The organism is Paenibacillus nuruki (genome assembly GCF_963311185.1).
Classification (GTDB): Bacteria; Bacillota; Bacilli; order Paenibacillales; family Paenibacillaceae; genus Saccharibacillus; species Saccharibacillus nuruki.
The window spans coordinates 4,415,345-4,430,995 of record NZ_OY725677.1; the positions used below are offsets into that span (position 1 = coordinate 4,415,345).

Here is a 15,651-nt window from a genome sequence, read left to right on the forward strand (position 1 = left end):
TACATAGGTTTTCAGCTAACAGTTGGTCAAAGCAAGCAAATACAGTATAGTATCTGTAGCCATTATATTGTGAGCGGATGAGGTGAAGCAGATGAATAAAACAGAACGCATGTTAGCGATTGTATTGGAGCTTCAGCGCAGATCATGGATACGTGCAGAAGATCTGGCAGCTACTTTTGAAATGAGTGTCCGAACGATCTATCGGGATATGCAAGCACTGAGTGAAGCGGGTGTGCCGTTACTGGGCTCTCCCGGGCAAGGGTATTCGTTAAGCGAAGGGTACTTTTTGCCACCGATTCACTTTACGGCAGAAGAAGCGGTCACATTATTGCTAGGTACCGATTTTGTAGAACAGCAATTCGGACAACATTATCGTCATAATGCAGAGTCTGCTCGTCGTAAGATCGAATCGATTTTACCAGAAAGAGTACGAGAACAATCAGACCCAATTCGCGAAGGAATTCGGTTATTAGCGCAACGTCAAACTTTATATAACGTCGATGATCGGCAATATGTAGAACCGATAGGACAAGCGATCGTACAAAAGCGTAAGTTGCAGTTCGGATATAGCAAACCACATCAGCAGACTATTACAAGAACCGTCTGTCCTTATGGATTAGCGTTAAATATGAATCATTGGATATTGGTAGCTTACTGTGAAATAAGGCAGGATATTCGCCATTTTCGGCTATCTCGTCTATCGGATTTGGTTGAATTAGATGAACATTTTGTGATGCCTGAAGATTTCAAATTGGCGGAATATCGACCACCAGATCATCGTCATATGGTCATACGTCTACAATTTGAATCTCATATGACAGAACGTATTCAGGAAGTCGGTCACTTTTATATGGAAACGATCGAACCGCAAGAGCAATATACTATAGTGACGATGCGTGTACGCCACTTTGAAGATGTGCTTTATTGGATATTAAGCTGGGGAGATTCGGTGACAGTGTTAGAACCGGAATCGCTGCGCCAACATATGATTGAAAAAATAAATAATATGCTAAAACGCTACTGACAATATGGTGTCAGTAGCGTTTTTGTATAGTAGATACAAATGAGTCGCTTAGATCAATCGCTAAGCGCACAAGGAGGATATTAGATGAACACCCAAACCATATTGCAACAATTTGAACAAGAGGTAGAGCGGTATATTCAAGCGTTGGAACCGTACAGTATCGAACAACTAACCTTACAACCCGATCCACAGCAGTGGTCACTCGGGCAAATGTATAATCATTTGATACAATCCGCGCAACGTATGCATCTGGCGAATATTGATACGTGTATCAAGCGTCAGCAAGCAGGAGAAGCCATCACAGAGACAATGTACAAAACACATGCAGGCGAACATATTATAGCAATGGGAAGCTTTCCACCGATTCGTGTTCAAGTGCCTGCTTCGCCTATGTACACACCTACACAACCGCATACCAAAGCTGAATTGCTAGAAGGATTAGAGCAAGTACGATTACGCATGAGAGCAATAGAACCTTTGTTAGCGACAACCGATCCGCAGTATACAGTAGCTCATCCAAGATTCGGGCAATTAAATGCTACAGAATGGTTTGCGATTATTGAGATGCATTACCGTCATCACTGGCTTCAGAAAGATCGGTTAGATCAATTTCTAGGGATGACCGTATAAGCAAACAATCTTATAGATGAATAGCAAAACAACACGACAGCATCAATTCACAGTCGTGTTGTTTACATTTTCCAGCAAAGGTACAACAAAGTCACGGAATACATCAAGTGGTGTGCGTTTTCGCTTAAAGCGATCTGCGGAGACGGTGACGACTAATTCATAAGAAGGAACAACGACAATATATTGTCCACCGAATCCTAAAGCATAATAATACGGAATATCGACTTTAGGCTGACTGTCCAATGTAAAAGAAGAATGCCACCAGTGCCAGCCATAATGAGCTTTTTGCGGGCTATCTACAGCAATCAATGGGCTTGTAGCATGTTCGACCGTAGAAGACTGAATATGTTGTTGATTGCCTATTTTGCCCTCATGCAAATACAATAGCCCAAATTGTAGCATAGCCGATGGAGGCAATTGCAATCCAAATCCACCTGTGTGTACACCTTGAGGATCAGTCTCCCAGACATATTGAGTAATACCCAGTGGTGTAAACAGATGCTGTTCAGCAAACGAAGCAACCGATTGACCGGAAGTCTGTGCCAGAATAGTCGCCAACAGTTGAGAACAACCGGAATTGTATTCCATCACAGTACCCGGCTCATGCACAAGTGGTTGAGAAAGCACAAAGTCGATCCAGTTGGACGTTTTGCTCATCGTGGGAAAAGAATGCTGTCCTCCAAATTCCGTCCAGTTGAACCCAGCAGACATCGTCAGTAACTGCTCAATCGTGATCTGAGCTTTACGTGGATCAGGGTCTGTATGCAGCTGTGGGAAAAAGGCAGAAATCGCTGTATCTGGAGCAGGCATAATCCCTTGGTCGATAGCGATGCTGACCAAGCTGGAAAGAATACTTTTGGTACACGAATTGATTTTGAGTGGAATCTCTTTCTTGTCAGGTTCACGGTAGTAATCTAAAATCTGTACGCCATGTTGGACGATCAGACAACTATATAATTCACGCTCAACCAGTTGATTGACGAGCGGTGTAGTATCCATAAATGGCATAGAAAAGGACCCTCCTTTGAGATCATTGTTCTTCTCATCATAAAACAAAAATAAGCGTTGTGAAGCGATAACAGAATCGTTACGGCTTCACAACGCTTATTTTATCGTACTATTTGTTTATGAATACTCGAGTATACTTTATTAATTTTATCTGCTTAAAGTCTATTTATTGAGCAGTTTTATTCAACAGCTCCGCTTCAGCCATTGCCAGAATAAAAGCACCGATTCCTTTCGGATCATTACAGATAATCGGTTCGCTAATATAGTAAGCATACGTACCGTCACGCTTATCTTTGCCACCTAGACCAGCCACCTGACAGGTTTTGTTGAGGTTAATCAGACCTTCTTCTGTAATCGTGATAAATTCCTCGATAATCCCTTTGCGAATCTGCTCGGCTTTGACTTGATAGCGCTCGGGTAGATATCCTTTACGCAGACCTTTAGCAACGGCGTACAGAATCATACACGAAGCTGAAGCTTCTAGATAATTGCCTTTGGCATCAGGTAGATTCAGCACTTGATAAAAGACACCACTTGCCTGATCCTGCACCTTCATCAGTGCTTCCATTGTTTCGCTCAACATCTGGATAATCGTTGACCGATCTTCCTGATCTTCTGGCAAAATATCCAGTACATCCACCAGTGCCATCACAAACCAGCCCATCGAACGTCCCCAGAAGTTTTTGGATAGACCGGTTGTAGGATCACACCACGGTTGTTCCTTTTTCTCATCCCATGCGTGATAAAGCAGTCCTGTCTGCGCATCACGGGTATGCTGATAACATAATTTGAATTGTTGCGTAACATCGCTATAGTCTTTGATATCTGCAAATTCACGAATATACTCTGCGTAAAAAGGAGCACCCATATACAGTCCATCTAACCAGATCTGGTAAGGATAAATTTGCTTATGCCAGAAAGCCCCTTCACTGGTACGAGGATGCTTCATTAACTGTTGACGTAGCAAATCAGCAGCTTGGCGATATCGCTCTTCTCCTGTTTCACGATAAAGAGGAAATAATAACTTTCCATTATTCACATGATCGATATTGTATTCATCTACACGATAACTGCGAATATCGCCTGATTCTTCAATAAAGAAATCCATATTAGTACGAATATAATCTAAGTATTTGCGATCTTGAGTCAATGCATAGACCAACTCCATGCCTTTGAAAATAACACCATTATCATATTCCCATTTATGCTTCAATTCAGGATTACGCTTTATTACGGAATCACTCATTTGTGCCGCCCAATTCTGGATCGTATCTACATCATATACTGTGCTTGTCATTCCATCATTCACCTCGATTATCAATTTGTGTTCTATACGGTTTTCATATCCATCTACAAAGAGTATTCTCCGACAAAATGTTAACGTGAACAAAAATGATCTATAACCTTTTACTTCTTAAGGAAAAACATAATCGCTTTTTACCTGCTTCATATAAAGAACGATAAACATGTAGCTAACATTATTTTACATCATTTATGAAAAGGCTTACAACATTTTTTTACAGCAGATCTTTTTGAATTGGTATATGATATGTCTTTCAAATAGAAAACGAGCCTGATGCAAGGTGTATTTTGCGAATAAAGATGAAGGTTTACAAAGAGCATATAATCATCTAAAATACGTTCAGACTCATTCACATTACCGCATAAAAGGAGTAAAACATGAACCCTATACAATATATTTTGCAACACTTTCCGTTTATGGTGCTGGATGGAGCGATGGCAACCGAATTAGAACGCAGAGGTGCTGACCTCAATAATAGTCTGTGGTCGGCTCAATTATTACTGGAAAATCCGGAATGGATTGCTGATGTACATCGTGAATATTTTGAAGTAGGTGCTGACTGTGCGATCACAGCTAGCTATCAAGCTACGATTGAAGGTTTTGTCCAAAAAGGATTAACAGAACAAGAAGCGATTCATCTTATTCAACAATCGGTACAGCTTGCGGTAGAAGCACGTGATCAATTCTGGGCACATTATGTACAGAAATATCGTACCGAGCAACCGATCGAAGGTTCAGCAGATACGTTACAACCGACTGATGAATATGATCGTCCTAAACCACTAGTTGCCGCTTCGGTAGGGCCTTATGGTGCTTTTCTAGCCGATGGTTCTGAATATCGAGGAGATTATGATCTGAATGAACAGCAATTGATCGATTTTCATCGTCCACGTATTCAGTTATTGATCGAAGCCGGTGCAGACATTCTAGCTTGCGAAACGATTCCGTGTCTGGTCGAAGCCCGTGCGATTGTCAAAGTATTGGAAGAGTTCCCGGGTTCGTATGCATGGATAAGCTTCAGTGCTAAAGACGGACAGCATATTAGTAGTGGCGAACCTATAGCTGACTGTGCGAAATGGTTACATGCTCATGAGCAAGTAGCAGCGATAGGAGTCAATTGTACAGCATTAGAATATATTCCTTCATTGATTGAGCAGATTGCGACAAGCACAGATAAGCCGATTGTGGTCTATCCGAATTCAGGTGAGCAGTATGATCCTGTAACCAAAACATGGCATGGTGCTTCTTGTGAGCAGAATTATGGACAACAAGCACAACAATGGTATGCCAAAGGCGCACGTCTAATCGGTGGTTGTTGTCGTACTACGCCGAATGATATTGCTCAAATTAAAGAAAGTATGTTGTATTAATTTATACTTATCTGTCAAAGGTTTGATATTTGGTCGCTATACCATTTCTCAATTGATCTCTATATAGATAAGGTGATGAAAGGTCGGGGTACGATGGCATTAGAGCAAGAGCGAGTGGAAGAAACAGGTACAGAAGAAGGTACATTTCAGCGCAAAATGAAAAGTCGCCACCTTGTGATGCTGTCATTAGGTGGAGTAATCGGAACAGGGTTATTTCTAAGTTCGGGTTATACGATTAACCAGGCAGGACCGCTAGGAACGATTCTTGCTTATCTAGTCGGCGCTGTCATCGTATATCTAGTGATGCTTTGTCTGGGAGAACTATCGGTACATATGCCTGTCACAGGAGCTTTTCATGCGTATGCCGCCAAGTTTATCGGACCGGGTACAGGTTACATGGTCGCATGGATGTACTGGTTAACATGGACAGTCGCACTGGGGTCTGAATTTACAGCAGCAGGGTTATTGATGCAACGCTGGTTCCCGGATACCTCGGTATGGATGTGGAGTGGTGTATTTGCACTGCTTGTGTTTTTATTAAATGCCTTTTCGGTACGCTTTTTTGCAGAAGCGGAATTCTGGTTTTCAGGTATCAAAGTAGCGATTATTTTACTGTTTATTATACTGGGCGGAGCCGCTGTTTTTGGAGTGATTCCGATGCGAGAAGCAGGCGCAAGTGCACCGCTATTCAGCAATTTCACCAGTGATGGAGGGCTTTTCCCGAATGGCATTTTGCCGATCTTTATGGCGATGTTATCCGTTAACTTTGCTTTTTCTGGTACTGAACTGATCGGGATAGCCGCAGGGGAAAGTGTAGACCCTGACAAAACGATTCCGCGTGCGATTAAAGCTACAGTAGGAAGATTGATTATCTTTTTTGTAGGAACGATTTTTGTATTATCAGCATTGATCCCGTGGAGAGATGCAGGAGTGATTGAGAGCCCATTTGTTATTGTATTTGATCGAATAGGGATTCCTTATGCGGCAGATATTATGAATTTTGTGATTATTACAGCGCTACTGTCTGCGGCTAATTCAGGATTATATGCTTCTTCACGGATGTTATGGTCATTATCCAAAGAAAAAATGTTACCTTCGTTATTCTCACGTCTCACTTCATCTGGGATTCCACTGAATGCGATGATTATTAGTATGGTGGGCGGTGGATTATCGCTGTTATCGAGCGTTGTCGCACCAGATACGATCTATATTTTCTTGGTCTCGGTATCCGGATTTGCTGTCGTGGTGGTCTGGATGGGGATCGCTGCTTCTCAATTTATGTTCCGGCGGCAATTTATACGTGAAGGGCATCAGTTAAGTGAGCTGAAGTACCGGACACCGCTGTATCCAATTGTGCCGATTGCTGCTTTTGTGCTGTGTCTAGCTTCGTGTATCGGGATTGCATTTGACCCGAATCAAAGTCTTGCTTTTTATTGCGGAATTGCCTTTATGGTTCTGTGTTATGTAGCGTATTATATCCAGAATAGAAGAGGAAAAAAGGCAGTTTGAGTGATATACTGAAAACAAAAAGCAAGGCTAATGGAGCGGTACAAGAACAGCGAAGGGACTTACAATAATGAAAAATATTTTGTTTATTAATACAGGCGGTACTATCTCTTCTTCAGGCGAACAAGGTGGGGGACTTACACCCACTCAATCCGCAGAACATATCGTTGCCGCTGTACCTGAACTGAAAGATATTTGTACAATTGAAGCGATGACACTCATGAGCGTCGATAGTACCAATATTCAACCTGAAGAATGGGTGACTATCGCGCAGACGGTACATGAACATTTGCCTCATTATGATGGGATTGTCATTGCGCATGGTACCGATACGATGGCATATACAGCAAGTGCACTTAGTTTTATGTTAGGGGCACTCGATAAGCCTGTAGTCATTACAGGGTCGCAGGTGTCTGTACTGGCAGAGCATAGTGATTCACGGATCAATATCAAAGATGCGTTCCGTACAGCAGCTACCGAATTATCTGGCGTGTTTGTCGTGTTCAATGGCAAAATTATTAACGGCGCTCGTGCTTCCAAAGTCAGAACCAAAAGTTACAATGCATTTGAAAGTATTAACCATCCGTATATCGGGTATCTGGAAGAAGATACGATTGTATATAATGAAATTCCTGAGAGTATTCGTCCAACCGGGCATATATACAATGATCATTATTCACCGAATGTATTTCTAATCAAATTAATTCCGGGGATGCAACCAGATATTTTCGATGCGGTCAAAGCATTAGGTTATAAAGGTATTATTGTCGAAGGATTCGGAATGGGCGGTGTGCCGTTCAAAGAAATCAATCTGATCGACAAGATCGAAGAATTGGTCAAAAGTGGAATAAGTATCGTAGTTACCACTCAATGTCTATATGAAGGTGGCGACCTGACGATCTATGAAGTCGGGCAGAAAGTGCTCGAAAAAGGCGTTATTCCTTGCTACGATATGACGACAGAAGCACTGACCACCAAAATGATGTGGGTACTGGGTCAGACCAACACTCCAGCTGAAGTAGAGCGCATGATGGCGACCAATTATGTAGATGAGATTACGATTCCTCAATAATATCAATATGTATAAAAAATACCTGCTTCCTTCTATTAAAGGAAACAGGTATTTTTCTATTCTATAATCTTCTTACTTTACATCTGTAACGCAAATCAGTCATCGTTACGTTGTTTCGCGCGCGCTTCTCCGCCTTTGCGACCTGCTTCTTCACGGCTCATTTTGCCATCATTACCGTCGGAATCACTACGAGCTTCTCCACCCTTTTGCCCGATCTCTTGATAGAACTCTTTATCATGAGAATCTGAAGTAGCTTCTCCGCCTTTTTTACCGATTTCTTCATAGAACTCTTTGCCATGCGATTCCGAAGTGGCTTCTCCACCCTTTTGCCCAATCTCTTGATAAAATTCTTTGTCATGATTGTTAGAAGTGGCTTCTCCACCTTTGCGACCTGCTTCTTCACGACTCATGTTGTTGTTGTCGTTGTTGCTCTTGTTGTTTGCCATTTTCTAATTCACTCCTCTGAAATTTTTTAAGATATATGGTGCTACGATATTATATTAACCAGCTTATTTAATGTTAAACATTGTATTTTATTCTTTTTATTGGTAAATAAATAAATGGATATCATCAGCTTACTTGGTGACTATATACGACTAGAAATGCTGTGATATCAAGCTTTTATACATTATTATTAACCGGTTTTTTTGCACTGGTTTCAGTTTTTCCTCAAAAAAACAAAAAAATAATTCTTAAATTATATTTTCGGTGGAAACCAGATGTGACGAAGGTCAACCCAACCCTGACTATTGAACGTAACACCACGAACAGAAGGTAAATAGGTCGTCTGAAAAGGCTTTTCGTATAAAATATGCAATTGATATTCAGAAAGTAATCGATCTTCAATGTGCTGAAAATATTGAGTACGTATTAACGGATCCGGTTGACGCTGAATCTGTTCTAACAGTGTCTCAATATCAATAACCGTATGATGTTCTACATGACCTGCTAACGTGCGATATAGATCGAATAGTCGCAATTGTTCATCTTGATCCCGTGTCAGTGAGAAGACAATTAGATCAGATTCCATCCGCACACTACCTTTAAATTGCTCAACAGGTGTAGACACGACAGTACATTGATATCCAGCTTGCTGTAACGTATTTGCGATCCAGCGTGCATCTTTGCGATATTGTGGAATTGTCAAAATACGTAATGATGTAGTCGATATCTGCACTATCTTTTCTGGATTCAGTTCCGGTAGAAGGGCGGTAGGATTAGCACTACTTTGCAGAGTCCAAAGATCACCAGACAAGGAGGAGGAACTATCGTTAGCGATTGGATGAGTGAGAGCTCCAGACTCTGTTTCACGTGCTAATTGTAGACACTGGCTAATATGAGCACGAATATGCGGATCACGAAGCAGTCCTTCTTTGCGCGTATTATACGTGACAAATTTGCGTACCGTGACCGGTGAATGCATCTGACTCCATGCGCCTTGTTCTGAGGACGATCTGGATGTATGCTGATGCATCATATGAAAAGGAGATTGGCGATCTGGCTGTTCTAGTTGATCGGGTGCGACATTCCAAGGAATATGAATAATTTCTACCTGATCCAGATGCGCTCGACCTTGGAAATGAGGCTTAAACACTTCCAGTACGCAGTTATCTTTACTCATTTCGACCATGCGAAAAGGACCTGTACCGCTTGGCTTCACACCAAATAATTCTTCTCCTCGTCGATTCAATCCGTTAGGCACGATAGCTGCTCGACTGGTGCATAAAAAAGGCAAAAACAATTCGCTCGGTTGCTTCAAAATGATCTGTACCGTATTGTTGTTGAGCGCTCGTACCGATTCTATTTGTTTGGCGATAAAGCGATATAACATCGGTTGCGAAGTCTGTCTTAATCGCTGAAAAGTATAGACCACATCATCGGCTGTCATCATTTGCCCATGATGGAACATGACTTCTTTGCGGAGAAAAAACGTCCATTCTGTCCTTAATTCGTTGACTTCCCAATCATGTGCCAGATGCGGAATAATCTGCTGTGTATGCGAAGCTTGCCGTACCAATCCATCAAAGATATGGCTAGAGACAAAAGACTCTGCCAGCAAATTCATATACAGCGGATCAACGGTATGAATCTGTTGACGAATTGGCAAGCGCAACGTATCCACCTGACGATTACGTTGCATTTCTGAATGAGGGCCGAAATATCCAAACAACCAATCCTGCACTTTATTTTCCAATGTTGAAGATTGGGCATATTGACGGATCTCGGTTAAGGTCTGCTGAATATCTTTGCGCTGAATGGTCTGCATCATAGACTCAATCGCAATTTCTTCGGGTTGAATTAAAAAGGTAAGTGTCGATCGTCGTCCACGTCCACGTTGTGAATTCCACTTGATCCAACCTTGCTCTGCCATCCGTGTGATCAAATTTAGAGCATTACGATGTGTGCATTCAAACGTTGTGGCTAGCTCATCTAATGTGATTTGCACTTCGATATGTTGACCATACTGCGAATGTAACAACAAAAACTGATGATGTAATTTCATAGGGATAACACTCCTTGGGTTACATGCTGAAAGTACGCTCCGTGAAAGGAATCGTCCTGCCGATCGCTGTTGTAGCCGGATTTTTTGAACAACCGCTCTAATGGTCAAAATCCGTCTACAAAGGCGAGCGCTTCTTACAGACGATTCCTTTCCCTCCGCTCCGAGCATGGAGACACCCGAATGATTGTACATTGGGGTGGGCAGGGGGGAACTTTTAAAAGCACGAGGGAGAATAATTACATTAAGAATAGTAAGCACATTATGAAGGAATAGGTACTTTTAGAGATTTAGGATTAGCATTTTATTTTTAGGATTTAAGTGTTTCTGAATATATATGGATGTACGAATGGGCGATTTATTTAGTCATTAATTTATAAATAGAACGATATTGAAATAAAATAGGAAATTTTATAGAATTATTCTTCTCTTTATCTTCGTATTTTATCATCTACAATAAATATAACAACAGGGCTATCTCATCTTAGAAAAAGGGCTAGAGGAATAGATGGATGATAGGAGCAACAAAAAACACATAACGAAATATTACAGAACATCATAGAACATAACGGGGTTGCTAGTAAGCTAACAAATGACAAACTGTGGAGCGCAAGGCTATTGCTCCAAAAAAGGAGATTTAACATGTATGAGAAATTGATTGTGGCGAAGCATCGGACTTGGATAGCATTACTTAGTGCTTTGGGGCTTGCTACAGTGCATCAGTATTTATTTTATGGACATCAGCTAGGGATTTCGTATCCAGTCTTTATTATTTTGTTTTACTTGTATATGTATACTTATGCAGGCGATAAGTTACGGCAAGGGGCATGGTTTAGCCGTTTTTCGATGACGGTGATTATTTTGCTGTCTTTGACGTATGGATTATTTACGAATCCGATCTTTATGGTGCTGAACGCATTGATGATACCCGGTCTGATCTTTCTTCATCTGGCATATATGCTTAGTCATCGTCGATTAACATGGTATCAACCGATGCTGATTGTTGATGCACTGGATCATCTAATTCCGCAATCGGTAAGACATTGGGTCACCCCTTTTCGAATACTCAAAAATGTCGCTACAAACAAAATGGAAAATGAAAAAAGAAAATCTTCACCAAGATCCTAATCGGTCTGGTGATCGCATTACCGTTACTTTTGATTATTATCAGTCTGCTAACATCCGCTGATCGCATTTTTGGTGATCTATTATCAACATTACCGAACTGGATCGATAGCTTGTCTTTTGGTGAAGGAAGTTTCCGTTTACTTTGGATTGTTATTGGTGGGTTTATCTTTTTCGGATATTTATGGGGGTTTGTTCAACCTTATCTGTATCCACCAGTAGCGAATTACAGACCACATCCTTTACCTGCTTCAGCCGCCACTCCAACAGGGGCAGTTTCATCGACACCGACCGTATACGGGCCTCAACCATTGTCTGCGTATCCTTCGGTTCAGCGTAAGCCTGTACGTATTGATCCTATAATTATGGCAACAATATTGATCTTGATTAATATCGTGTATGTGCTGTTTGTAGTGATCCAATTCTCGTATTTATTTGGCGCAGGACAAGGGCAGATTCCTGATGGAAGTTCGTATGCAGAATATGCTCGTAGTGGATTTGTCGAATTGGTGATGGTCACTTCGCTCAACTTTATAATTATGGTATGTGTACTGCTCTATATGGCAGAAAGTCATCGCATTTTGCGTCATATCAATAATAGTATGTTGTACATTTTGGTTATTTGCTCTGGAGTGATGTTATATTCAGCCTTTACTCGTCTTATTGTATATGAACAAGCGTATGGCTATACGTATATACGGTTTCTTGTTCATGCGTTTATGATCTTTCTCGGGGTACTGTTGTTGGTGGCTGGTCTGCGTATTTATTGGAAAAAGCTACCGCTTGCTAAATGCTATATCGTGCTTGCGCTTACTGCTTATGTCGTAGTCAATTATGTAGGCATGGATCGAATCATCGCTGTTCAGAATCTAGATCGGTATGAGCAGACAGGGCAGATTGATTTCGAATATCTAAATGGACTATCCAGTGATGCGATTCCTGTATTGTTACAGCGAGGAGCTACATTATTACCTGAGACGTATCAGACATTCCGTCAGGATAAAGCTTATTTATTTGAAAAAGAACAATCATGGCAATCCATTAATTGGGCAGACTATCGGGCGATACGTGCACTTCGTAACGATGTACATTCATAAATTTAATATAGAACAGAACAAAAGGAGCCGAATAACATGGTGACTCAAGCATTGATCGAATGGAATATAGATCCGACGTCGTTGCCACAGCAGAAATGGTTAACTGATCAACAACTTAATCTCGATCTATCGCATACAAAAGTCGATCTTACAGAAGAAGGATGGACAATTCAGATACGTATTACCGAATCGCTACCTGATTCATGGGATACGTATGCAGAAGTCCAGTTTCTTACTGATCCTGATGATCCGTTAGAAGAAGGGTTTACCTTTTTATTATGGGCAGGTTCATATGTTGCTGATGTGACGATTGTCGGTATAACACATTAATAGATCACGTCCAAAAAGCTCTCCAGAGAATAAGGAGAGCTTTTTGCTATGTCTGGTTCTAATGTTATATCAAAATATATATCTATAGTATAAGTCTAATTTTGGGCTTAAGGAGCACATAGTAGAACTGATTTAACTTTGCTGTTGAGTGGGAGCTAGTGCAATCTCACGAATATTAATACTTTGTGGCTGGCTAAATGCAAAATAGATCGTATCTGCAATCGTTTGAGGCATTAAGTTAAGTTTGGCTTTTTCGCCTGTGGTCTGATCGTTCCATTCAGTCTCAATCAATCCTGGAGAGATCGTTACAACACGTACATTGTGCGGAGCTACTTCTTCACGTACATTTTCACTAATTGAATGAACAGCAAATTTAGTCCCACCATAAGCGACATGATCTGCAAATGTTTTTTTACCTGCTATTGAGCTGATATTGATAATCGTACCTGACTTTTGTTCGATCATAGACGGTAGTACTGCCTGCATACCGTTAAGAAGTCCAATCACATTCGTATTGTACATTTCTTGCCATTCAGCAGGATCTTGAGTCGTAATATCTCCAAGCAACATCCGACCTGCATTATTCACTATTCCTTTGACAGGCCCAAAATGTTCTTCAGCTTCAGCAATCGCTTGATCGAGTGCCGGACGATCTGTAATATCAATAATCGCTTTCATCACCTGACGACCAGCAAAAGCTTTTAAACGGTCTTCCCGGCGAGAAAGTAACAACACATTATGTCCTTTAGCAATAAAAAGTTGAGCTGTGGCTTCTCCTATACTTGATGATGCACCTGTAATGACAACGAATCCTGTTTTCATAATTCAATAAACTCCTTTATTGATATGAGATAGTGGAAGGGAATACGTCAACATTATCATGTCTATGTAGGAAGCACAGTGAGAAAGCTTATACTTTGAAAAGAATATTTTAAAATAAATAATAATATCTTTTTAAGGTTTAAAAAGGGGATTTCAAGTCTTTCTCATCCGGTTTGTATGGTATAGTGTGCTTAAGTCATGAAGCAACATTGGCAGGAGGATTTGAAAATGTGGCAAGTATTTGATCCAGATGATGAGGTATTGAAGCAAGAGTTTTTTCTGGCAGATGAGGTTCCTTACAATCTGATTCATCATATTATCGATTCACCTGAGGCTATGCTGCTCAAAACAGAAGATCATCGGGCGATATTTGCTCAGTCACCCGGTCATAATGCATGGTTATGGATTTCTCCTATACCTGCAATACAAGCCAGACGTCTATTAATACAGGAATTAGTTCATCATTTATATCGCAATCAGCATCCTGTTCTCTGCGGAATTACTGGAGATCCAGCGGTTGCTGAATTATTCGCAGCATCGTATCAAGATGTGAATAAGATCTATAGTCGTTTTCATGCCAGTATTGAGTCACATAGTTGTACCAAAGTCAGATCGCTTAGTCATATTGCTGGTGAAATGATCAAGCCTGCTTTTGAGCATATAGATGTAATTGCACAATATATGTGCGAATTTGCAGATGAAGAATTCGGTGTTGAGATTGCAGCCAAAGATTATGCACATGCAGCGGCTCGTGCAGTAGGAAGTGGAAATACATACTTGTGGATAGTCGATGGGCAACCTGTGGCTACTGCAAGTATTGCGCATCGTTCTCCTCGTTATGCACGAATTAATGGTGTCTATACGCCACCTCATCATAGAGATCAAGGTTATGCCGAAGCGATTATTGCAGCGATATGCGGTGTACTGCATGAAGAGGGAAGACGAGCGATGTTATATACAGATCAGACGCAAATTTCTTCGAATCAGACCTATGGTAATGTTGGCTTTGCGATCAAAGGAAAAGTGATTGATATTCGCTTTCGCGATGTGTTAGATCCTCCTTTAATCTCAAAATAAACATGCTTTTCTTATAGCAATAGTGTCAAATAACCTGCAACCCCTTCTTTTTAGAGGGCTACAGGTTATTTTCGGTAGGCATTATCATTATCCTCTTGGACTAGATCACAGCGATTGTGGTTCTAGCACAAGTTCATCCATTAATTTGCCTTTAAATACTTTCAGATACTGATATTCTCCGTTAATACATAGCTTCAATAATCCATTATCAAAGTCAGTATGCATGTCTTTGAAAAAGATACCTTCGATCACGATCGGTCGACCATGTGTCTCATAGGCGATTTCATAGCCGCGTGGGGTCTGAACGACTTCTACATCTACACCTTCTTCATGCGTTTCTTCTAACTGCGCTTGCATCCGCTGTACGGCTACAATATGTAGATCAATCGCTCCCAACTTTTCCAATAGATCATTCACGATAGAACCTTTCATGATTTCTTGCCAGCGTGTCTGAGCAGATTGTCCAATAATCAATTGCGTCACATCATGCTTTTGAGCAGTTGAAGCAATAATATCAGCAGCTTCTTGTCCATGACTTTCTAAAAGGACAAATGTACCTCCTGCTTCTTCGGTCAATTTGCGCCATGCCTCTACATATTTCTCTTCTTGCTGATCCATCTCATCGATCGGGTGATCAATCACACTGAGTACACAGAGTGGGGACTGAATCAATTGAGATAAATGAATACCACGCCTGATCAATCGTTCTCCATTGGGCCCATAATACACACACACCATAATTTTTTCAGAATTCAAGAAAGGCACACTCCTTTATTTCGTAGTTATG

General features: G+C 41.0%; 15 protein-coding genes. 9 read left to right on the plus strand and 6 right to left on the minus strand.

Annotation, left to right across the window (positions count from 1 at the left end):
* Positions 1 to 91 precede the first annotated feature (91 nt).
* Together RCP16_RS19620 and RCP16_RS19625 are read left to right on the plus strand one after the other, a co-directional pair.
* Positions 92 to 1,024: a helix-turn-helix transcriptional regulator gene (locus tag RCP16_RS19620; RefSeq protein WP_308641112.1), complete on the plus strand. Its 933-nt coding sequence runs from the start codon at positions 92 to 94 to the stop codon at positions 1,022 to 1,024.
* 84 nt (positions 1,025 to 1,108) lie between these two features.
* The gene (locus tag RCP16_RS19625) at positions 1,109 to 1,654 is read left to right on the plus strand and encodes a DinB family protein (protein ID WP_308641113.1); all 546 of its coding nucleotides are present in this window, start codon (positions 1,109 to 1,111) and stop codon (positions 1,652 to 1,654) included.
* 42 nt (positions 1,655 to 1,696) lie between these two features.
* On the opposite strand, the gene RCP16_RS19630 is transcribed toward RCP16_RS19625, so the two are convergent.
* Positions 1,697 to 2,662, minus strand: coding sequence for a serine hydrolase domain-containing protein (locus tag RCP16_RS19630; RefSeq protein ID WP_308641114.1), 966 nt, complete (start codon positions 2,660 to 2,662; stop codon positions 1,697 to 1,699).
* A 166-nt stretch (positions 2,663 to 2,828) separates the two neighbouring features.
* Positions 2,829 to 3,959, minus strand: coding sequence for a glycoside hydrolase family 88/105 protein (locus RCP16_RS19635; protein WP_308641115.1), 1,131 nt, complete (start codon positions 3,957 to 3,959; stop codon positions 2,829 to 2,831).
* A gap of 383 nt (positions 3,960 to 4,342) precedes the next feature.
* On the opposite strand from RCP16_RS19635, the gene mmuM reads away from it, so the two are divergent.
* The 3 genes from mmuM to RCP16_RS19650 all read left to right on the plus strand — a co-directional run bounded on the left by mmuM (position 4,343) and on the right by RCP16_RS19650 (position 7,913).
* Complete coding sequence (mmuM, locus tag RCP16_RS19640) at positions 4,343 to 5,335, plus strand: homocysteine S-methyltransferase (protein ID WP_308641116.1); 993 nt, start codon at positions 4,343 to 4,345, stop codon at positions 5,333 to 5,335.
* Positions 5,336 to 5,428: 93 nt separating this feature from the next.
* Positions 5,429 to 6,844, plus strand: a complete 1,416-nt coding sequence (locus tag RCP16_RS19645) for an amino acid permease (protein WP_273592759.1) — start codon at positions 5,429 to 5,431, stop codon at positions 6,842 to 6,844.
* A gap of 67 nt (positions 6,845 to 6,911) precedes the next feature.
* Complete coding sequence (locus tag RCP16_RS19650) at positions 6,912 to 7,913, plus strand: asparaginase (protein ID WP_308641117.1); 1,002 nt, start codon at positions 6,912 to 6,914, stop codon at positions 7,911 to 7,913.
* A gap of 95 nt (positions 7,914 to 8,008) precedes the next feature.
* On the opposite strand, the gene RCP16_RS19655 is transcribed toward RCP16_RS19650, so the two are convergent.
* Together RCP16_RS19655 and RCP16_RS19660 are read right to left on the minus strand one after the other, a co-directional pair.
* The gene (locus RCP16_RS19655; protein WP_069326554.1) at positions 8,009 to 8,359 is read right to left on the minus strand and encodes a KGG domain-containing protein; all 351 of its coding nucleotides are present in this window, start codon (positions 8,357 to 8,359) and stop codon (positions 8,009 to 8,011) included.
* 251 nt (positions 8,360 to 8,610) lie between these two features.
* Entirely contained in the window at positions 8,611 to 10,416 is a 1,806-nt protein-coding gene (locus RCP16_RS19660) for an ABC transporter substrate-binding protein (protein WP_308641118.1), read from the minus strand.
* 639 nt (positions 10,417 to 11,055) lie between these two features.
* Here RCP16_RS19660 and RCP16_RS19665 point away from each other — a divergent pair.
* From RCP16_RS19665 to RCP16_RS19675, 3 genes are read left to right on the plus strand one after another with little or no spacing between them, the layout of a single operon-like run.
* Positions 11,056 to 11,541 (plus strand): DUF4153 domain-containing protein, encoded by a 486-nt coding sequence (locus tag RCP16_RS19665; RefSeq protein WP_308641119.1) that lies wholly within the window; start codon positions 11,056 to 11,058, stop codon positions 11,539 to 11,541.
* An 8-nt stretch (positions 11,542 to 11,549) separates the two neighbouring features.
* Entirely contained in the window at positions 11,550 to 12,635 is a 1,086-nt protein-coding gene (locus tag RCP16_RS19670) for a DUF4153 domain-containing protein (RefSeq protein ID WP_308641120.1), read from the plus strand.
* Positions 12,636 to 12,671: 36 nt separating this feature from the next.
* Positions 12,672 to 12,965, plus strand: a complete 294-nt coding sequence (locus RCP16_RS19675; protein WP_069326557.1) for a hypothetical protein — start codon at positions 12,672 to 12,674, stop codon at positions 12,963 to 12,965.
* Positions 12,966 to 13,097: 132 nt separating this feature from the next.
* Here RCP16_RS19675 and RCP16_RS19680 read toward each other — a convergent pair whose 3' ends face one another.
* The gene (locus RCP16_RS19680; RefSeq protein WP_137224025.1) at positions 13,098 to 13,787 is read right to left on the minus strand and encodes an SDR family oxidoreductase; all 690 of its coding nucleotides are present in this window, start codon (positions 13,785 to 13,787) and stop codon (positions 13,098 to 13,100) included.
* Positions 13,788 to 14,015: 228 nt separating this feature from the next.
* Between RCP16_RS19680 and RCP16_RS19685 the strand changes: the two genes are divergently transcribed.
* Positions 14,016 to 14,864 (plus strand): GNAT family N-acetyltransferase, encoded by an 849-nt coding sequence (locus tag RCP16_RS19685; protein WP_308641121.1) that lies wholly within the window; start codon positions 14,016 to 14,018, stop codon positions 14,862 to 14,864.
* Between the two features lie 105 nt (positions 14,865 to 14,969).
* On the opposite strand, the gene RCP16_RS19690 is transcribed toward RCP16_RS19685, so the two are convergent.
* Complete coding sequence (locus RCP16_RS19690) at positions 14,970 to 15,629, minus strand: universal stress protein (RefSeq protein ID WP_371748129.1); 660 nt, start codon at positions 15,627 to 15,629, stop codon at positions 14,970 to 14,972.
* Positions 15,630 to 15,651 lie beyond the last annotated feature (22 nt).